Below are 20,555 nucleotides of genomic sequence, written 5' to 3' on the forward strand. Positions count from 1 at the left end.
CTGTCGAGAAGGACTGAAACCACCGGGTTTCAGTCCTTCTTTTTAATGCCTTGTGATGCCTCAAGTTTCTTGGACTACGACTGAGTAGGATCGAAGTATGATGAATCAAACTGCCATATTTATCGATGCCGGATTCTTATTGTCACTAGGTGGACATAGGGCTGCCGGGACAACGCTAAGATCAGCCTTTACCATCCACTATGAATCCCTGGTCCGAGGTATTGTCCAGACGGTCAAGAAGAACACGGGCCTGAACAATTTGCGGGTTTATTGGTATGACGCGTCCAAAGACGGGTTATTTACCGAGCAGCACAAGCGTATTGGCTTTATTCCGGGGGTGAAAGTCCGTCTGGGGCGGATCTCCTACAATGGCGAACAAAAGGGAGTCGACTTGCGCCTTGCTCTGGATCTCGTCGGTGTGGCCCGCAACGGTTCAGCCTCGGTGGCTTACCTCGTTTCAGGTGACGACGACCTGGCCGAGGCCGTAGAGGAAGCACAGGACCTGGGCATGAAGGTGATCCTCCTGGGTGTGCGCCGGGATGAAAGCAGGCTCGGAGTGGCTTCGGTGGCCGAGCACCTGGCGCTCACCGCGGATGCCATTGAAACGATCCCGGATCAGCTTCTGGATAGCTCCTTTACCAAGGTGATCGAGTGGGATAACGAACACGCGGTGCAGGCCGCCTCGATTGCTTCGGCTCCAGAGGAACACGCCGTGCAACCCACAAAGCCCGCGGCACCGACCCCGGCTGTCATGGCACAAAAGCTCAAGGCCGCCAGCAAAGAGGCCCCCGCCGATAGCGAAGCCGAAGTCGTGTACTCCAGTGGGGGAGAGCATTCGGGGTTCCACGGCAAAGCCGCGTATGAACAGCGTGAATTATCGGTTGCCGAGGAGATCGGTGGAAAAGTGGCCCGATCGTGGTTAGCCAGCACCACGCAGCAGGAGCGGGTCGAGCTCATGGCAGACAGGCCTCAACTTCCTCCGGAGATCGACCGGACCCTACTGAAGGATTGCGCCCAGGTCGTAGGTGAATGGAAAACCGACCAACAGCAGATACGTCGGGTACTTCGTACCGCCTTCTGGGACTGTCTGGATAAGTACTCCTAAGTTCCACCGGCCGTCCCCGAATCCTGAAACCTGACCTACCTAAGGTAAATTATTATCGTGACTTCACAGCAAAAACCCTTTTACATCACTACTGCAATCTCCTACCCGAACGGTACCCCCCATATTGGGCATGCCTACGAGGTGGTAGCTACCGACGCGATGGCGCGCTTCAAGCGCCTGGACGGTTACGACGTGTTCTTCATGACGGGCACCGATGAGCACGGGCAGAAAATGATGCAGACCGCTGAGAAGGAAGGGATCAGCCCGGCCCAACTGGCTCAGCGGAACTCGGATGCGTTCCAGGCCATGAATGACGAGCTGGGGATCAGCTACGACCGATTCATCCGGACCACCGACGCCGATCACCACGCGGCGGCCCAGGAACTGTGGCGCCGTATGGAATCCAACGGAGATATCTACCTGGACGCCTATGCGGGCTGGTACTCGGTACGCGATGAGGCCTTCTATTCCGAGGACCAGACCGAAGTCCGGGAAGACGGTATCCGTTACGCCATAGAGACCGACACTGAAGTCACCTGGACCGAGGAGGAGTCTTACTTCTTCCGGCTGTCCAAGTACCAGGACAAACTGCTGAAACTCTATTCCGAGTCGGAGTCCTTCGGCGCCCCGCAGTCCCGTTTCAACGAGGTGATTCGATTTGTCGAAGGCGGCTTGACCGACCTGTCGATTTCACGTACCACCTTCGACTGGGGGATCCCGGTCCCGGGAAACAACAAACACGTCATGTACGTGTGGGTTGACGCACTGACTAATTACCTGACCGGTGCCGGTTTCCCTGACGTTGATTCGGCGTCCTTCAAGAAGTTCTGGCCGGCAGATGTCCATGTCATCGGCAAGGACATCTCACGGTTCCACGCCATCTACTGGCCGGCCTTCCTGATGTCGGCACGTTTGCCGCTACCGAAGCGCGTCATGATCCATGGCTTCCTTCACAATAACGGTGTGAAGATGTCCAAGTCCCTGGGCAATACGGTGTCACCGGACGACTTCGTCCAGCAGTACGGGCTGGATCAGGTGCGCTACTTCTTCTTGCGTGAAGTGCCCTTTGGCGCGGACGGTAACTACAACCATGAGACCATCGTGGCGCGCATCAACGGCGACCTCGCCAACAATTTCGGCAATCTCGCACAGCGTTCACTGTCCATGGTGGCCAAGAATTGCGGGGGAGTCGTGCCGACTCCCGGCGAGCTCACCGAAGCGGATCGCGCGGAACTCGCGGCTGCCGCTGGTCTGTTGGAGATCAACAGGGAATTCTACTCCCGTCAGGAATTCAGCCGGGCCCTGGAAGCCGTATGGCATGTCCTGGGGGATACCAACGCCTACTTTGCCGACCAGGAACCGTGGAAACTCAAGAAGACCGATCCGGAGCGCATGGAGACCGTGCTCTATGTGACGTTGGAAGTGGTCCGTCAGGTCGCCCTGCTGCTTCAGCCGGTCCTACCGCAGACCACTACCGCCATGTTGGATCTGCTCGGCGTCGGTAGCGGCTCTGCGCGGACCTTCGAGAACTACGGGCGTGCATTGGTGCCCGGTACCGAGTTGCCGGCACCGGCCCCGGTCTTCCCTCGATACGAAGAACCCAAGCAGGACTAGAACGACAAAGGGCGTGGACTAGGAAAAGGGTATTTCCTGGTCCACGCCCTTTCGCATGCCTAGGGGCTGACCACCCCGGTCTGGTAAGCGATCACCACGGCCTGGACCCTATCTCGGGCATCCAGTTTGGCCAAGATGTGGCCGACATGGGTTTTGACCGTGGCTTCCGAGAGGAAGAGGTCCTGGGCGATCTCCGGGTTTGATCGGCCCGAGGCAATGAGCTCGAATACCTCACGTTCTCGCCGTGTCAACGAATCAACCCGCGCCTGTAACCGGGAATTGGGCTGCACATTGCGCTTGAGCATCGGTGCCATATGATCCAGCAGCCGGCGGGTGGTGGACGGGGCAATGACGGCATCCCCGCGATTGACCGTACGTATGGACTCCAGCAACTCCTCGGGCGGGGCATCCTTGAGCAGGAAGCCGCTGGCACCGGCCTGGATCGCACTGAGTGCGTATTCGTCCATATCAAAGGTGGTCAGCACAATGACCTTTGGGGCGGACTCCGGCTTCTGTCCGGCGCCCAGCAGCCGTTCGGTGGTTTCGATCCCATCCATTTCCGGCATGCGCACGTCCATCAACACCACATCCGCAGTGGGCAGCAGGTAGGTGGCCAAGGCCTCGCGTCCGTTGCCGGCCTCGGCAATGACTTCCATATCCTCCTGGGAGTTGATCAGCATCCGAAACCCACTTCGAACGAGTAATTGGTCATCGACCAGGGCCACCTTGATCGGTGTTGGTTCGTTCACTGTTATTAGTCCTCCGAATATGGGATGAAAACTGACACTTGAAATCCTCCGCCGGTAATCGGGCCGGCTTTTGCCCAACCTTCGTAGAGCGAAACCCGCTCACACATTCCCCGAAGGCCTTGCCCCGCACCGTCCTGGGTCAAGGCGCCGGCTCCCCGGCCATTATCCGTGACCAGGATTTCCAGGCCCTTACCGGTCCAGGTCAGGGCCACCTGTGCCGAGGCATTGGCGCCGGCATGCTTCATGACATTGGTCAGGGATTCCTGGACGCACCGGTACGCCGTGAGCTCCGCGCCGGCGGGTAGTTCGCGGCGGGGTGCGCCCTCAACGACCAGGTGGGCTTCCAACCCAGAACGTTGCGTGGTGCCAACCAGGTCATCGATGTCCATCAGCGTTGGTAACGGACGGTTCTCGGCGGCTTCGTCGGTTCGCAGGACGCCGAGTAACCGGCGCATTTCCCGTAGTGAAGAGCGTCCGGTATCGGAGACGGTCTTCAGGGTTTCGATCGCGATCTGCGGATCCTTGGTTGCGGCGTAGCGGGCACCATCGGCTTGGGTGATGATGACCGAGAGGGAATGGGCCACGATATCGTGCATTTCCCTGGCGATGTGGTTGCGTTCGTCCGAGGCCGCCAAATCACGCTCGTATTGGCGTTCCATCTCCAAACGATTGGCCCGGTCTCGCAGGCCTTCCATGGTCAGCCTTCTGGTCCGCGCCAAATCACCGAAGGTCCAGGAAACGAGGACTATCAGTGACAGGCCGACAAAGGAGATGATCATGTCAAAGCTGATCAGCTGACTGTCACTGTATGGTACGAACATCCGGCCAGTGACCAACATGGCGCCAACGATCCCCGTTGCCAGGGTGGCGAATGATTGCCAGCGCTTGCCGTAGACGGCGATGGTGTAAACAAGAATCGGGACCGAGAACTGCGAAGGCAGCAGACCCGGATAGGTCGCGACCTGCAACAAGTGGCCGCCGATCACGATCAGGGTGACGGCCCAAGGGTGCCTGCGCCTGTACATCAGCGGGGCCGTTTGCAACAGGCAGAGTACAAACAGATACCAGGGATTGTAGACCCCGTAGCCCAAGCCAAGCGTTCCAGCCGAGACGACCAGGGTGTAGGCGGCCCCGGCCATGAAATCGACCTTGTGGGGATTGCTTCGAATCCACTGATCGATCCGGCGGTGTGGGCTACGAAGATTCAAAATATCTGCTCAACTGTTCAGGATGGGGACTTGCCTTTCCAGCATACTGAATTCCACCAAGCCCAACCTCCTGCCCAGGTCTGAGATTCGTGACCGCACACAAGTCAAAAATCTCATTATTTGAGATAAGTTCTCACATCTTGGATTCTGTCCGTTAATATCGGGGTATGGGAAACGTCTTAGATATTGCTGTCATTGCCGGAGACGGAATCGGGCCGGAAGTTGTGGCCGAAGCCGTCAAGGTCCTGAAGGTTGCCACTGCCGCGAGCGGTCGCCGGCTGGAACTCACCGACTATAAGCTGGGTGCCGAGCACTGGCTGGAAACCGGTGAGGCGCTGAATCCTGAAACCCTTGAATCCATCAAGAAGCATGACGCCATCCTTTTTGGTGCTGTCGGAGCGGCCCCGGGGGACACCCGGATCCCTTCCGGGGTTATCGAGCGTGAGCTCTTGCTGAAGTTGCGGTTCTCCCTGGACCATTATGTGAACCTGCGTCCGGCCAAGCTGTATCAGGGAATCGAAAGTCCGCTGGCGAACCCCGGAGCGATCGACTTCGTGGTGGTACGCGAAGGAACCGAAGGGCCCTACGTGGGCAACGGCGGCTCGGTGCGTACCGGCACCCCGCAGGAAATTGCCACCGAGGTGTCGGTTAATACCGCCTACGGTGTCGAACGTGTGGTCCGTGACGCGTTCAGCCGCGCTGCACGCCGCCCGCGCAAGCACGTGACCCTGGTCCACAAGCACAATGTGCTGGTGCATGCCGGCCACCTGTGGCGCCGCACCGTCGAAGCCGTTGCCGTGGATTTCCCGGAGGTCACCCACGACTACCTGCATGTGGATGCCGCCACCATCTTCCTGACCACGGACCCCTCCCGGTTCGATGTGATCGTCACCGATAACCTCTTCGGCGACATCCTCACCGACCAGGCAGGTGCCATCACCGGAGGAATCGGGCTGGCTGCCAGCGGCAATATCAACAAGTCCGGCACCTACCCGTCAATGTTCGAACCGGTCCACGGCTCGGCCCCGGATATCGCGGGTCAGCAGAAGGCCGATCCGACTGCCGCGATCCTGTCCGTTGCCCTGATGCTCGACCACCTGGGCCTGGCCAAGGAAGCAGCCGCGGTTGAGCAGGCTGTGGAAACCGAGATCACTTCGCGTCAGGAATTGACCGATCCGCGCACTACCGCCGAGATCGGCGATGCAATTGTGGCATTGCTGGCATAAGCTACTGATAACGGTCTATCTGGCAGAATTGGATGCCAGGTAAGCCAAACCACGAACGGGTGTTCTGCTGATTGCGTGGGACACCCGTTTTACGTCACCCAGTAAGGAAGTCCAAGGTCGAAATGGAATTCACCGAAAATCTCTCAACCAATCGCGCAAGCGACGAGCAACGGGCCCGTATCCTGGCTGACCCCGGTTTTGGAGACTTCTTCACGGACCACACTGCCGTTATCGACTGGAGCGCCAATGAGGACGCAACCGGCGGTAGCTGGCACGATGCCCGTATTGAACCCTATGGCCCGATCGCCTTGGACCCGGCAGCGTCCGTGCTGCATTATGGCCAGGAGATCTTCGAGGGCCTGAAGGCCTACCGTCATGCCGATGGCACCGTCTGGACTTTCCGCCCCTACAAGAACGCGGCACGCCTGAACCGTTCGGCGGCCCGACTGGCCCTGCCGCAGCTGGATGAGGAAGTTTTTGTTGAATCCCTGCGTCGTGTGGTCAAGGCCGACCAGGACTGGGTGCCCGCCGAAGAGGGCGAGTCCCTTTACCTGCGTCCCTTCATGATTGCCACCGAGGCATTCCTCGGGGTTCGCGCAGCACGCAAGGTGTCCTACCGAGTTATCTGCTCGCCGGCTGGCAACTACTTCGGCGGGGAGCTGAAGCCGGTCTCCATCTGGGTATCCACCCAGTACGCCCGTGCCGGCCGCGGCGGTACCGGTAATGCCAAATGCGGTGGCAACTACGCCGCCTCGTTGATAGCGCAAATGGAGGCCGAAGCCAACGGTTGCAAGCAGGTGTTGTTCCTTGACCCGTTCAACAACAATGCCGTGGAAGAGCTTGGTGGGATGAATGTCTTCTTCGTCATGAAAGACGGGACATTGGTCACCCCGGCCTTGACCGGAACCATCCTGGAAGGTGTGACCCGCGAATCAGTACTGCAGCTGGCCAAGGACAGAGGAATGAAGATCGAGGAACGCACCATCACCCTGGATGAATGGCGTGAGGGCGTCAACAGCGGCGCGATTGCCGAGGTCTTCGCTTGCGGTACCGCCGCGGTGATTACCCCGATCGGCGTATTGAAGAACGGCGATGAAATGATCGGAAACCCCGACGCCCCGGCCGGTGAAGTCACCATGGCCATCCGTGAGGAATTGCTGGGGATCCAGCTCGGTACGGTGGAAGACCGACACGGTTGGCTGGAGCAGCTGGCCTAGTCGGAGCCCAAGATCGATAGAATGACCCGGATAAGGAAAACCTGTCCGGGTCATTTCACTTTCCAAGGTAAGGAACCACGTGCGCGTATTGGTGACTGGTGGAGCCGGCTACATCGGCTCCCACACGGTATTGCTCCTTCTCGAAGAGGGACATGATGTCGTTGTCGTAGACAACTTCAGCAATTCTTCGCCCGAATCCCTGCGTCGTGTCGCTGCCCTCTGCAGCAGGGCACCTCGGCTATATCGGGTTGACCTTCTGGAATCAGAGAAGATCAACCAGATAGTCCGGGACCTTGCACCCGATGCAGTCATCCATTTTGCGGGGTTAAAAGCCGTGGGCGAGTCGGTGGCCAAGCCGCTGTCCTATTACCGCAACAACGTGACCGGGACGCTGAACCTGCTGGATGCCATGGAATCGGCTGGATGCCGCAACCTGGTCTTCAGTTCCTCGGCCACCGTCTATGGCGAATCCACCGAGCTACCTCTGGTGGAAACCACCCAACGCAGCGCTACCAACCCCTATGGCCGGACCAAACTGCATATCGAGGAAATGCTGGAGGAACTGGCTGCCGCCGATGAGCGGTGGTCCATCGCCGCATTGCGCTATTTCAACCCCGTCGGGGCCCACGAGTCCGGTCGGATCGGTGAGGATCCACAGGGTATCCCCAATAACCTGATGCCATATGTCGCCCAGGTCGCCGTGGGACGAAGGGAGCAGGTCAATGTCTTCGGTGGCGACTACCCGACAGTGGACGGAACCGGGGTGCGCGATTACATCCACGTTCTCGACCTTGCCGCCGGCCACCTTGCCGCCCTGGACTACCTGACCGATCGGACCGGCAGTTTCGTCTGGAACCTCGGAACAGGCGAAGGGTCCAGTGTGTTGGAGGTCATCCAGGCCTTCGCCCGGGCTGCCGGTAAGGACGTGCCTTACCAGATTGTGGACCGTCGGCCCGGGGACGTTGCCGAGAATTATGCGGATCCAGTTAAAGCTCGTCTTGAACTTGGCTGGAAGGCCGAACGAGGCCTTGAGCAAATGGTCCAGGATATGTGGCGCTGGCAGGAAAACAATCCCTATGGATTCCCGGAGGAAGCGTCTGATTCCTACGACAATGACGAATTGAACGAACAACTCTTGAAGGCGGCATCCACCGTACAGTCGTCATCAAAGCCCAACAACGAGGGGAACCAGAAGTAGCCCATGCGCATCGCACGTTTTGTCGTAGATAGCGACCCACTATACGGAGTCGTCGAAGACCGGAAGGTCCATGTCCTGGCGGGGGACCCGTTTTTCCAGGGAATCAAGCCCACCGGCCAGAGCCATGACCTGGATGATGTGAGACTTGTCGCTCCGATCATCCCACGCTCCAAGGTCGTGGCCTTTGGCAGGACCTACCGCAAGCACGCCGAGGAACTGGGCAACCAGGTGCCGGCCGAACCGATCATGTTCCTGAAGCCCAATACCTCCGTGGTCGGGCACAATGAGCCGGTCACGCTCCCGTCCTTCTCGGATGAGATTTCCTTCGAGGGGGAACTCGCCGTGGTGATCGGTCGCATCTGCAAGGACGTCCCTGCGGAGAAGGTGCCCGAGGTCGTCTTCGGGTACACGGTGGCCAACGACCTGACCGCCCGCGATGCGCAGCGCACCGACCTGCAGTGGGGCCGGGCCAAGGGCTTTGACGGTTCCTGCCCACTGGGGCCATGGATCGAAACCGAACTGGATGATCCCGATAATGTCGGGATCATCACCCGGCTTAACGGGCAGGTGCGCCAGGACGGTGGAACCAATGAACTGATCTGGTCCGTCAATGAACTGGTGGCCCGCGCCTCCGAGGCCTTTACCCTGCTGCCCGGGGACGTGATCCTGACCGGCACACCTGCCGGGGTCGGGGAAGTCCGCGAAGGGGAGAGCATCGAGATCGAGATCGAGGGCATCGGCACCCTGCGTAGCGTTTTCCGCCGCTGAGCCCGGCGTCGACGAACGCACCATGTGGCGGGCATCGGCCCGTGCCAAGGCCCCCGACCAGTGACGGCCGGGGGCCTTGGTGCTACCCAAATGGAGTGCATGGAACTCTGGGCATAGAATGAAGTCATCATGACTGATCTATCGCTGATTCCCCTTGTAACCGAAGACACCCCGGTACGGGTACGTTTTTGCCCGTCGCCGACCGGTACGCCACACGTTGGCCTGATCCGCACGGCCCTGTTCAACTGGGCCTACGCCCGCCACACCGGCGGCAAGATGATTTTCCGCGTGGAGGACACCGACGCCAAGCGCGACTCCGAGGAAAGCTACAACCAGCTGTTGGATGCCCTGGACTGGCTCGGCATCGACTGGGACGAAGGCGTGAATGTCGGTGGACCACACGCACCATACCGTCAGTCGCAGCGTGATGACATCTACCAAGAAGTCATCACCAAGCTTCGCGAAGCCGGTCATCTCTATGAGTCGTTCTCTACCCCGGAAGAGATCGAAGCTCGCCATCGCGCGGCCGGCCGTGACCCGAAACTTGGCTACGACAACTTCGACCGCGAACTTTCAGCCGAGCAGATCGCGGCATTTAAGGCTGAAGGCCGTGAGCCGGTCTTACGTGTACGTATGCCGGATAGCGACCTGACCTTTACCGACTTAGTCCGGGGTGAGATTACCTTCAAGGCCGGTTCTGTTCCGGACTTCGTGGTGGTGCGTGCCAATGGAAAGCCGCTGTACACCCTCGTTAACCCTGTAGATGATGCGCTCATGGGCGTGACCCACGTGCTGCGCGGCGAGGATCTGCTTTCTTCGACCCCACGCCAGATTGCTCTCTATGCGCTGCTGCATGACGTGGGAGTGGCTAAGTACATGCCGCGCTTCGGCCACCTGCCATATGTCATGGGTCAGGGAAATAAGAAGCTATCCAAGCGGGATCCCGAGTCCAGCCTCTTCCTGCACCGTGACCGCGGCTTCATCCCTGAAGGCCTGTTGAACTATCTGGCCCTGCTCGGTTGGTCGCTCAGCGCCGATGAGGACATCTTCAGCCGAGAACAACTGATTGAGGCCTTTGACGTCACCGACGTGCTGTCCAACCCTGCTCGTTTCGACCAAAAGAAGGCCGAAGCCATCAATGGTACGCACGTGCGCATGCTTGAACCGCAGGACTTCCGGGATCGCCTTGTCCCGTACCTGCAGGCCTCAAACCTCGTGGGGGAGCAGCTCACCGAACGGGAAAACAGCATTCTGGATGCTGCTGCACCACTAGTTCAGGAACGCGTTGGGCTGCTGGGCGAAGCCTCAGACATGATGGAATTCCTCTTCCTTGAAGATGCGCAGATCATAGTAGCCGAGGGCGCTATGAAGGGTATGCCAGCAAACCTTGCGGAAGTTGTGGAAGCCACCATTGATGCTCTGACTCCATTACAAGACTGGAACGCGCAGAGCATCCAGGACGCTCTGCGTGCCAAGTTGGTCGAAGAGATGGAGCTCAAGCCGCGTCACGCATTCGGACCTGCACGCGTCGCGGTTTCTGGTAAGAAGGTTTCCCCGCCGTTGTTTGAATCCATGGAAATTTTGGGCAAGGATTCTAGCCTGAATCGCCTACGTGCATTCGCTGCGGGGCTCTGACTCGTCAACGGTTAGAGCTCAGCCGAACTAACAACGCTCTCGATACCAGCCGCCCACGAAGCAGCTTGGTATCGAGGGCGTTGTTTCGTCACAGGGTGTAGCAAGCCGACAGCTACAAGCGTGAACGAGCAGCAATACAACCCCACGTCGGATTCTAATAAGCCGATAACGACATCGAGGCGTCGCGGCCCTGCTGCACTAGCGGCGGTGACTGGTCATTTTGCGGACGCCGTCAATCTTGGTCCTATATTCCCCCTAGTGGCAGCCTAAAATCGTGTGGCAGCTCACAAGAAGGAGTTTGTTTGTGGTGGCAAAAATGTACGCTGAAAAGCAGGTTAAATCCGCGAGAATTCGGCGTTCTTTGAGGGTTTCTTGCCCGAGGGTTCCTCGATTTGTCTCTTCCCAAAAACGTATGTATAGTTATATCTCGTGCTGAGGCAAACAGAACGGTTCAGGAAGCTGAGCTAATCAAAAAGCCGCAAGTCACAGTGGGATATGGTGTAATTGGCAACACAACGGTTTCTGGTTCCGTCATTCTAGGTTCGAGTCCTGGTATCCCAGCGCTTCATCAAATTTTATTTGATGAGCTAAGAAGAAGTTCTTAGCGTGCGGCCCCATCGTATAGCGGCCTAGTACGCCGCCCTCTCACGGCGGTAACGCGGGTTCGAATCCCGCTGGGGTCACAAGTTCTTCTTTATAGGTCCTCCGCCAGCGGAGATATACGGCCCCATCGTATAGCGGCCTAGTACGCCGCCCTCTCACGGCGGTAACGCGGGTTCGAATCCCGCTGGGGTCACGCAAAATAAGCCACGGTTTCCGTGGCTTTTTGCATATCTATGTGCGTGTACCTGCTTGCCTGCGACCGTCTATCGGGCAAGATGGACACTATGGATCCTAATCAACGACCGGCTCAGCCTGCGGGGCGGCAGTCTGAGATCTCTCCTGCTGTTAGCGCATTAGGGCATACTCTTGAAACGCTGGCAACGATCTTACAGCGTATGGTTCTGATCCACGGTCACTCCAGTGATCAAGAAGACCCGGAAACCTTGCGCGTCCAGCTGATCAACCAAATCAATGATTATTTGCTTCCGCGCTCCGCTGATGCTCAGGCACCGCTCTTGACGGTTGTCGGTGGCTCAACAGGAGCAGGCAAATCAACCCTAGTGAATTCATTACTGGGGGAAACAGTTACCTGGGTGGGCGTTGTGCGCCCAACCACGCGCACCCCGGTGTTGATTCATCATCCGGATGAGGCTGACTGGTTCTCAACTACCCGTGTTCTATCCGGCCTATCGCGTCTTCACGGCAGCGGATTCGAATCAGGGGAAGCACTTCAACGCACCGATGCGGTGTTACTTGTCGCTCACCCAGGAGTGCCTGTGGGCTTGGCAATTCTAGATGCCCCAGACATTGATTCGGTGTCGGAGGACAACCGGGCATTGTCCCAGCAACTTTTGAACGCTGCCGATCTGTGGATCTTTGTCACCACCGCTAATCGGTACTCGGACGCTGTGCCCTGGAAACTCTTGGAGAAGGCAGGGGAGCGGGCAGTGACAGTGAGCGTGGTTCTCAACAGGGTCCCCGAAGGGGCCGCCGAACAGATCCGTCCCGATCTCGAAAACATGATGGAGTCCAAGGCGTTGGATCCAGCCTTGTTGCACATTGTCCACGAATCCGAACTCACGACAGATAGACTCATCCCCACGAGCGAACTCACCGAATTACGAGGTTGGTTGGAACAGCTGGGGGCAGATAGCGCGGAACGTCAGCGTGTTGCGGCACAGACGCTCCGCGGTGCACTGGAACAGCTGGCAGTCGACCTGAATCAGCTACAAGATGCCGCCGCCAACCAAGACGCATTTCTTCGTGACCTTGAAGAAGGAACTGTCCGGCGGTTTGGGGTGGCTGTAGAGAACACCCTTGAAGCGCTCAGTGACGGTTCTTTACTCCGCGGAGAAATCTTGGCGCGCTGGCAAGACTTCGTTGGTGCTGGTGAACTGATGCGGGGTATCGAGGGAACTATCGGACGCGTGCGCGATAAGGTTGCTGGGTTCTTCAGTGGCAAGCCGCCAGCAACCCATCGGGTGGAGAGCGCGATCGAAAGTGGACTGCACACCGTTTTGGTCAACGAAATTACCAAGGCCTGTCAGGACGTGGACCGGCAATGGATCGCAACCGCACTTGGAACCGAGTTGCTCCTGGAGACACAGGCACCCCGCCCAGCAACAAACCTTTCCGACCGCGCCTCCGAAGTGATTCGCGCATGGCAAAAAGACGTTCTGGAGATGATCCGCACCGAGGGGGCTGGTAAGCGCAAGACTGCCCGCATAGCCGCATTCGGTGTGAACGGGATTGCAGTCGCTTTGATGGTTCTAGTTTTCGCGTCCACCGCCGGACTCACTGGTTTGGAAATCGGGATCGCTGGCGGGTCAGCAGTCGTAGGACAAAAACTCCTCGAAGCAATCTTCGGAGAAGATGCTGTGCGGCGAATGACTCAGCGGGCCAGCAGCATGCTTCGGGACCACTGCCAAGGGCTTATCAACGAAAATAAGTGGATCTATACGCAGGTCACCTCCCAAGCGCTGAGTGCTAGTGTCACAGCTGAACTCGATGCCCACATCCGAGGACTAGCCGTAGGGGGGAACGCAAAGTGAGCGAACGTCAACGTGCTCGTGCGGCGTCAAAGGTCACCGAACAAATCGAGTTGCTAACGCAGGCGTTCGAAATTTCCGCGCCCTACACCGAACAGCAGGACCTTGAACGCGCCGGCGCAATCCTTCACCGGGCGGAAGAACGCCGAAAACTGTCTACCGACCACACAGTGATTGGCTTATTCGGTGCCACAGGTAGCGGAAAATCGAGTTTGTTCAACGCGTTGGCAGGTGAAGAGATTGCGCGTACTGGGGTAGTCCGACCAACGACCAAGTCCCCTGTGGCAGCCATCTGGGACCCAGAGGATGCTTCCGAGCTCCTCGACTGGCTCAATGTCACCGAGCGTTATACGGTGCGCAAACCTTTGTCCGGTTCAACCAGTAGCCGCCGAGCTGCGCATACCAGCGGTCTACTCTTGCTGGATCTTCCGGACATGGATTCCACCGCTATAGAACACCACGCGATCGCGCAGAAGCTCGCGGGACAGGTAGATTTTCTGATTTGGGTACTTGACCCGCAAAAATATGCTGATGCCTCAATCCACCACGGATACTTATCTACCCTCAGTGCCCAATCCAGTAACTTGCTCGTTGTGCTGAACCAGATTGACACGGTAGCACCGACCGATCGTCCCGCGGTGCTTAGTTCTTTGGAAGCCTTACTCAAAGCCGAGGGGCTTGATGAGGTACCGGTAATTCTCAGTTCTGCACGTACCGGTGAAGGGATTGAGCAGATCCGCGGGCAAATCCTTGCTGTGATGCGCCGCCACGAATTAGCCGTTCAACGGGTGCGCAACGACATCGATGCTTTGGCTACCTCCTGGAGTGCAAAGTTACCGGCCTCCGATATCAAACCACCTGCCAAAGAGCATCAGCAAAATCTTGAGCGAGAGGTCGGTCGAGCACACGGAACTGAACGAATAGCCGATGTGGTCGCTACCTCCTACCGCCTGCGGGCAGCGCGCAATACCGGATGGCCGCTAACCACATGGCTCACCCGGTTACGTAACGACCCGCTCAAGCGCATGAATTTGGGCAGAAACGACAAACCTGTTGAACTATCTTTGACCTCTCGCCCTGAACTCTCGGCGGCTGAATCAGCACAGGTGGAACAAGCCGTAGACCGCTATGTCGCAACGGCGGTGCAAGACCTTCCTGCGTCATGGGCAAACCCGCTAAAGGATAGATTCCGCGACGTGTCACAAACTTTGGCGGGACCGGTCGATCAAGCCATCGCTTCAACCAAACTTGGCGTCGACAAACGTTCCTGGTGGTGGCCATTGATCAAATTTCTGCAGTGGTTCAGCCTTCTCGTCGCTCTGGCCGGCGGGGCTTGGCTCGCCGCGCTTGCCTTGGCTGGCTTCCTGCAATTTTCACTTCCCGAACCCCCTAGAATAGAAGGTATTGCTTATCCCACGCTATTACTGGTGATAGGCGTCCTGACCGGGATTGTATTGGGGATCGGTGGGTCGATTTTTAATCGGCTTATCGCTAAAATCAAGCGCAAGAAGGCAATGGGGAACCTAAATAAATCGGTGGCGTACGTGGTGCGGCAAGAAGTTGTTGATCCTACTCGGGGACATGTGGATCGTTACAACACCTATGCCGGGCTGATACGCCAAGCAGCAAAGAGAGTGCAATAGGTTTCGAGTGACTCACAGCGATCAGACTTCCGACCGAACCATTTCTGAACTGGGCGAGAACGGAATTCTTCAAGTCATTCTGCCCATTTTGAGCAGTAGCAGCCCGAATCTTGGCCCGGGAGATGATGCCGGGGCTCTAGCGGTGAACACCGGTGAGGTGCTCGTATCCGTGGATACGATCGTGGAGAATCAGGATTTTCGGCTGCGGTGGCCCAGCGGGTGGCAGCACCATGCCTTCGATATTGGCTGGAAATCCATGGCGCAAAATCTCTCAGATATCAATGCCATGGGTGGACGCACAACCGGTGTGGTGATTTCCCTTTCGCTGCCGGGGAACACCACAGAATCTTGGATTAAAGGATTTGCGGATGGTGTTGCCCAAGCACTCAAGAGCCTGAGCAGTTCAGTTCCCCCAATATTGGGTGGAGATTTGAGCTTGTCAACCGAAATCTCGGTAACCACCACCGTCTTGGGCGAAGTGAAGGAACATAAGGTCCTGCGTTCGGGAGCACAAGCCGAACAGGTAGTTGCTGTGGCAGGACGGGTGGGGATGTCCGCAGCAGGCTTGGCACTATTGGAGCACCCTGAATCGCAGCAGCATTGGGGACGCTCGATGCGTCGACTGATTGCCTCGCAGTGCCGACCAGTCCCGCCGCTGGAATCCGGGCCTCGAGCTGCGCAGGCCGGAGCCAGTGCCATGCTCGATCTCTCTGACGGTTTGATTATTGATGCCGGACGCTTGGCCGTGGCAAGCGGAGTAGCCATTGAGATTGATTCTGCAGTCCTCGGAGAATTTACCGAACGTTTAGAGCCGGCCGCCGAGCTTTTGGGTATCGAACCATTGCAGTGGGTGCTCTACGGTGGCGAAGATTTCGGGATATTAGCCACCTTCCCAGATGAGGCAGCGGTCCCAGAAGAGTTTGTCATCATCGGTAAAACGATTGCTATGCGCAACGGTTGCCCGGCTGTCTACATTGACGGAGAAAAAATGGCCGAATCCCAAGGATTCGACCATTTCGCCTCAGTTAATCGTTGAGCCTAACGACTGAGCGAGGCGTTAGGATCGTTCTGCGCGCGCAATAGATCGGAAAGTTCATCAGCGGTTCGGACCACCGCTTCGTGATGGATCTTTCCTGGCTGCCGGGTTAAACGCTCAATCGGACCCGACATCGAAAGGGCTGCAATAACACGCCCTGATTGGCCGCGCACCGGAGCCGATACCGAAGCAACTCCCGGCTCACGTTCTCCCAGCGATTGAGCCCAGCCGCGTCGGCGCACCCCGGCCAGAATGGTTGGCGTGAAACGCGCGTTACGCAGCCCATCGATCATCCGCTCATTATCTTCCCAAGCCAAAAGAACCTGAGCGGCGGACCCTGCTTTCATAGATAGTTGGGTGCCCACCGGGATGGTATCGCGAAGACCCACCGGACGTTCGGCGCTGGCGATACAGATACGGTGATCACCCTGCTTACGGAACACCTGCGTGCTTTCGCCGGTCAGATCGCGCAGCTTGATCAAGAGCGGGCCAGCAGTTGTCACGATTCGGTCCTCGCCGGCTGCTCCAGCAAGTTCAACCAAGCGATTTCCCAGTTCAAAACGGCCATGCATGTCCCGCCCGACTAGTCCGTGGACGACCAAGGATTGAGCCAAACGGTGAACAGTCGGCCTTGAGATGCCGGTGATCTCTACTAGCTGAGCCAGTGAGGTGGGGCCATGCTCTAATGCATTTAGAATGGCAGCTGCCTTGTCTAAGACACCTACCCCGCTACTAATCGTCATGAACAAATCCTCTCATCTCATTATTTGAGATTCAAGTCCGCATATTGGAAATCACTTCTCTGAGCGTGGCACACTTAGAGGTGTAGAAAGTACTTATTGAAGGAGTGTGTCTCAATGTCTGCGCAGCAGGTTCCTATGACACTGGCAGAGAAGGTCTGGAACGCCCACGTGGTGCGAAAGGGTGAAGGCGAAGGCGCTGCCCGTCAGCCGGACTTGATTTACATTGACCTACACCTACTTCACGAGGTCACCAGCCCCCAGGCTTTCGAGGGTCTGCGTCTGGCCGGCCGCAAACTGCGCCGTCCCGATCTGACGATCGCCACTGAGGATCACAACACCCCAACCCTTGATATTGATAAGCCAATCGCGGATTTGACCAGCCGCACCCAGATTCACACGCTGCGCGATAACTGCAAAGAATTCGGGGTCCGTCTGCACTCCTTGGGTGACAAGGAACAGGGGATCGTCCACGTTGTTGGACCCCAACTAGGCCTGACACAACCAGGTATGACTGTGGTTTGTGGCGACTCGCACACCTCCACTCACGGCGCATTCGGCGCCTTGGCGTTCGGCATCGGTACCTCCGAAGTGGAACACGTCATGGCAACTCAGTCTTTGAGCCTCAAACCGTTTAAGACCATGGCCATCAATGTTGAAGGCACCCTGAAGCCCGGGGTTACTTCCAAGGACATTATTCTTGCGGTTATTGCCAAGATTGGTACCGGTGGCGGTCAGGGATACGTCTTGGAGTACCGCGGCTCGGCGATTCGTTCCTTGTCCATGGACGCACGCATGACTATTTGCAATATGTCCATCGAGGCCGGCGCTCGTGCAGGAATGATCGCCCCGGACGAGACCACCTTCGAGTACGTCAAGGGACGCCCACATGCTCCTGCCGGAGAGCAATGGGATGCAGCAGTTGAATACTGGAAAACCTTGCACACGGACGAAAACGCAACTTTCGATGCCGAAGTATTCTTGAACGCTGACGAGTTGGAGCCCTTCGTGACTTGGGGCACCAACCCCGGTCAGGGAATCTCATTATCGCAAAGTGTGCCGCATCCGGAGGACTTCCAGGATGAAAACGACCGCCAAGCCTGTGAACGCGCCCTGTCCTATATGGGATTGGAAGCCGGAACCCCGATGAAAGATATCCGTGTGGATACCGTCTTTCTTGGCTCCTGCACGAACTCCCGAATGGAGGACTTGCGAGCTGCAGCAGAGATCATTAAAGGCCGCGAAAAGGATCCGCAAGTTCGGATGATCGTTGTTCCAGGCTCCGCTCGCGTCCGGCTGGAGGCTGAAGCGGAAGGACTGGATCAAGTATTCAAAGAATTCGGTGCTGAATGGCGCTTTGCCGGTTGTTCCATGTGCTTGGGCATGAACCCGGATCAACTAGCCGAGGGGGAGCGCTGCGCCTCGACCTCAAACCGAAACTTTGAAGGGCGCCAGGGCAAGGGTGGACGCACACACCTAGTCTCACCGCTGGTAGCCGCAGCGACCGCCATCCGCGGAACACTGTCTTCGCCATCCGACCTAGCTTCGACTCCAGTCACCGTCTAGAAAGGGAACATTTCGATGGAAAAGTTTGTCACCCATACCGGAATCGGTGTTCCGCTTCGTTCTAGCAACGTAGACACCGACCAAATCATTCCGGCCGTTTACCTCAAGCGGATTACCCGCACCGGGTTCGAAGATGCCCTGTTCGCCGGTTGGCGCAAGGATGAGAACTTCATCCTCAACAAGGAACCCTTCTCCAAGGGATCAGTACTGGTGGCAGGTCCGGACTTTGGGACCGGGTCATCACGTGAACACGCAGTGTGGGCGTTGAAGGATTACGGGTTCAAAGCTGTACTCTCTTCCCGATTCGCCGATATTTTCCGCGGGAACTCTGGAAAGCAGGGTCTGGTAGCAGCGCAAGTAGCTCAGGACGATATCGAGCTGATCTGGAAAGAGCTGGATAACAATCCAGGAACCGAAATCACGGTCAACTTAGAGTCCCGTACGGTCACCTGTGGATCGCTGATTGCGCCTTTTGAAATTGATGACTACACCCGCTGGCGTTTGATGGAAGGGCTGGACGATATTGGCCTGACCTTGAAACACGAGGAAGACATTTCTGAGTACGAGAATACTCGCCCGAGTTTCAAACCACTGACCTTGCCAGCGCGGACAGCGGACTAGAAGCCATCAAGAACTAAACTCTGGCGGTGATGGGACCCAACCTATGTGGGAACCATCACCGCTAGAGTTTTGTCTACATCTTCCCGCAACCTCGGGCTTGTGTGTGAGTTCGCTGATAACTTGAAATATTGTCCGTGGTTCGCATAGTTGTACCTCAAAGGGCTATGTACTTAGCGGTATGCTTACTAAGTCCTATACCCTTTCGAAAAACGAAAGTAGTGGACGTTTTCAACTACGTGATGAGGTTTATTCATTCATGGGCAAGATCCTAACGATCCATGGTGGCGTGCCATTGGTTGGCACCGTACGTGTCGGCGGAGCTAAGAATCTGGTTCCAAAGGCAATGGTTGCCGCACTTTTGGGCAACACACCCTCCATCCTGCGTAATGTACCCGAAATCAAGGATGTTTCGGTGGTTCGCAGTCTGCTCGAGCTTCACGGCGTGACCGTAACTCAAGATAAAGACACCGGGGATCTGACCATGGATCCCGCTGATGCCAAGACTGCGTCAAACCGTGCGATCGATGCCCATGCCGGGGATTCACGTATTCCAATCCTGTTTTGCGGCCCACTCATCCACTCGATTGGCCAAGCCTTTATCCCGGACCTCGGTGGCTGCCGCATTGGTGACCGACCAATCGATTTCCATCTAGACGTACTGCGTGAATTTGGGGCCGTAGTCCACAAGGGCGAAGAGGGCATCCGCATTTCTGCGCCCAACGGACTAACCGGCGCGAAGCTGGAACTTCCTTACCCGTCTGTCGGGACTACCGAACAAGTATTGCTATCCGCAGTGCGAGCACGCGGTGTCACCGAAGTCCGTAACGCTGCGATCGAGCCCGAAATTCTCGACCTGATTGCTCTTCTGCAAAAGATGGGTGCCATCATCTCGGTGCACCGGGACCGCATCATCCGGATTCAGGGTGTTGAGGAGCTACGCGGGTACGAACATGTGGCGCTCCCTGACCGCAACGAAGCCGCTTCTTGGGCTTCAGCGGCGCTGGTGACGAAGGGCGATATTTTTGTTCAGGATGCGCAGCAGCGCGACCTGACAGCTTTCCTTCATGTCTATCGTCAGATTGGTGGCGAGTTTGAGGTGAAGCACAACGGTATCCGTTTCTATCACCCAGGTGGTGACTTGAATCCGCTGATCCTAGAAACCGATGTGCATCCTGGATTTATGACCGACTGGCAGCAGCCACTCGTGGTCGCGTTGACACAGGCCAGCGGCGTTTCGGTGATCCACGAAACGGTCTATGAAAACCGTTTCGGGTTCACCGAGGCTTTGCAGCGCATGGGCGCCACCGTGCAGGTCCACACCGATTGCCTGGGTTCGACTCCGTGCCGTTTCGGACACCGCAACTTCAAGCATTCAGCCGTGATCGTTGGCCCGGTCCAGCTGCAGGGGGCAAATATCGATATCCCTGATCTACGTGGCGGGTTCTCACACCTAATCGCTGCCCTGGCAGCGGAGGGAACCAGTACCGTAACTGGTATCGAAATCATCAATCGTGGCTATGAACACTTCACCGAAAAGCTTCGCGCACTCGGAGCGAACGTGGAATTTAGCGAGTAAAG

The 20,555-nt window shown here is 57.3% G+C and carries 16 protein-coding genes and 3 tRNA genes; 16 read left to right on the forward strand and 3 right to left on the reverse strand.

All coding sequences use genetic code 11. The annotated features are described in order from the left end of the window. The first annotated feature begins 97 nt into the window (after nt 1–97). Together ACQQZ8_RS06630 and metG are read left to right on the forward strand one after the other, a co-directional pair. Nucleotides 98–1,105 (forward strand): NYN domain-containing protein, encoded by a 1,008-nt coding sequence (locus ACQQZ8_RS06630; protein ID WP_431711875.1) that lies wholly within the window; start codon nt 98–100, stop codon nt 1,103–1,105. Nucleotides 1,106–1,162: 57 nt separating this feature from the next. Beyond that, a complete protein-coding gene (metG, locus tag ACQQZ8_RS06635) occupies nt 1,163–2,719 on the forward strand; it encodes a methionine--tRNA ligase (protein ID WP_431711876.1) in 1,557 nt (518 codons plus the stop codon). Between the two features lie 59 nt (nt 2,720–2,778). Here metG and ACQQZ8_RS06640 read toward each other — a convergent pair whose 3' ends face one another. Continuing rightward, on the reverse strand, nt 2,779–3,399 hold the full coding sequence (locus ACQQZ8_RS06640; RefSeq protein ID WP_431712155.1) for a LuxR C-terminal-related transcriptional regulator: 621 nt from the start codon (nt 3,397–3,399) through the stop codon (nt 2,779–2,781). A gap of 74 nt (nt 3,400–3,473) precedes the next feature. Beyond that, complete coding sequence (locus tag ACQQZ8_RS06645; RefSeq protein ID WP_431711877.1) at nt 3,474–4,607, reverse strand: sensor histidine kinase; 1,134 nt, start codon at nt 4,605–4,607, stop codon at nt 3,474–3,476. 236 nt (nt 4,608–4,843) lie between these two features. On the opposite strand from ACQQZ8_RS06645, the gene ACQQZ8_RS06650 reads away from it, so the two are divergent. The 11 genes from ACQQZ8_RS06650 (at nt 4,844) to thiL (ending at nt 16,050) form a co-directional block, all read left to right on the forward strand. Continuing rightward, complete coding sequence (locus ACQQZ8_RS06650) at nt 4,844–5,902, forward strand: 3-isopropylmalate dehydrogenase (RefSeq protein WP_265159116.1); 1,059 nt, start codon at nt 4,844–4,846, stop codon at nt 5,900–5,902. A 122-nt stretch (nt 5,903–6,024) separates the two neighbouring features. Beyond that, entirely contained in the window at nt 6,025–7,119 is a 1,095-nt protein-coding gene (locus ACQQZ8_RS06655) for a branched-chain amino acid aminotransferase (protein ID WP_431711878.1), read from the forward strand. Between the two features lie 79 nt (nt 7,120–7,198). Continuing rightward, nucleotides 7,199–8,317, forward strand: coding sequence for a UDP-glucose 4-epimerase GalE (gene galE, locus ACQQZ8_RS06660; RefSeq protein WP_431711879.1), 1,119 nt, complete (start codon nt 7,199–7,201; stop codon nt 8,315–8,317). Nucleotides 8,318–8,320: 3 nt separating this feature from the next. Next, nucleotides 8,321–9,085 carry a fumarylacetoacetate hydrolase family protein gene (locus tag ACQQZ8_RS06665; protein ID WP_431711880.1) on the forward strand — a complete coding sequence of 255 codons (765 nt, stop codon included), beginning with the start codon at nt 8,321–8,323 and terminating at the stop codon, nt 9,083–9,085. A 129-nt stretch (nt 9,086–9,214) separates the two neighbouring features. Then, nucleotides 9,215–10,720 (forward strand): glutamate--tRNA ligase, encoded by a 1,506-nt coding sequence (gene gltX, locus ACQQZ8_RS06670; protein ID WP_431711881.1) that lies wholly within the window; start codon nt 9,215–9,217, stop codon nt 10,718–10,720. A 489-nt stretch (nt 10,721–11,209) separates the two neighbouring features. Then, nucleotides 11,210–11,281 (forward strand) — tRNA-Gln (locus ACQQZ8_RS06675). Nucleotides 11,282–11,330: 49 nt separating this feature from the next. After that, nucleotides 11,331–11,403: transfer RNA gene (locus ACQQZ8_RS06680), tRNA-Glu, on the forward strand. Between the two features lie 40 nt (nt 11,404–11,443). Then, nucleotides 11,444–11,516, forward strand: a tRNA-Glu gene (locus ACQQZ8_RS06685). A gap of 91 nt (nt 11,517–11,607) precedes the next feature. After that, nucleotides 11,608–13,374 (forward strand): dynamin family protein, encoded by a 1,767-nt coding sequence (locus ACQQZ8_RS06690; protein WP_431711882.1) that lies wholly within the window; start codon nt 11,608–11,610, stop codon nt 13,372–13,374. After that, a complete protein-coding gene (locus ACQQZ8_RS06695) occupies nt 13,371–15,014 on the forward strand; it encodes a GTPase (RefSeq protein WP_431711883.1) in 1,644 nt (547 codons plus the stop codon). The genes ACQQZ8_RS06690 and ACQQZ8_RS06695 overlap by 4 nt, the downstream gene beginning before the upstream one ends. Before the next feature lie 7 nt (nt 15,015–15,021). Beyond that, nucleotides 15,022–16,050 (forward strand): thiamine-phosphate kinase, encoded by a 1,029-nt coding sequence (gene thiL / locus ACQQZ8_RS06700; protein ID WP_431711884.1) that lies wholly within the window; start codon nt 15,022–15,024, stop codon nt 16,048–16,050. A 2-nt stretch (nt 16,051–16,052) separates the two neighbouring features. On the opposite strand, the gene ACQQZ8_RS06705 is transcribed toward thiL, so the two are convergent. Then, entirely contained in the window at nt 16,053–16,793 is a 741-nt protein-coding gene (locus tag ACQQZ8_RS06705; protein WP_431711885.1) for an IclR family transcriptional regulator, read from the reverse strand. A 114-nt stretch (nt 16,794–16,907) separates the two neighbouring features. Here ACQQZ8_RS06705 and leuC point away from each other — a divergent pair, with 114 nt between their 5' ends. The 3 genes from leuC (at nt 16,908) to murA (ending at nt 20,553) form a co-directional block, all read left to right on the forward strand. Next, nucleotides 16,908–18,356: a 3-isopropylmalate dehydratase large subunit gene (gene leuC, locus ACQQZ8_RS06710; RefSeq protein WP_431711886.1), complete on the forward strand. Its 1,449-nt coding sequence runs from the start codon at nt 16,908–16,910 to the stop codon at nt 18,354–18,356. 15 nt (nt 18,357–18,371) lie between these two features. After that, nucleotides 18,372–18,977 carry a 3-isopropylmalate dehydratase small subunit gene (leuD, locus tag ACQQZ8_RS06715; protein WP_431711887.1) on the forward strand — a complete coding sequence of 202 codons (606 nt, stop codon included), beginning with the start codon at nt 18,372–18,374 and terminating at the stop codon, nt 18,975–18,977. 256 nt (nt 18,978–19,233) lie between these two features. After that, a complete protein-coding gene (gene murA / locus ACQQZ8_RS06720) occupies nt 19,234–20,553 on the forward strand; it encodes a UDP-N-acetylglucosamine 1-carboxyvinyltransferase (protein WP_431711888.1) in 1,320 nt (439 codons plus the stop codon). Nucleotides 20,554–20,555 lie beyond the last annotated feature (2 nt).

Source organism: Glutamicibacter uratoxydans, from assembly GCF_050753455.1.
Lineage (GTDB): Bacteria > Actinomycetota > Actinomycetes > Actinomycetales > Micrococcaceae > Glutamicibacter > Glutamicibacter uratoxydans_A.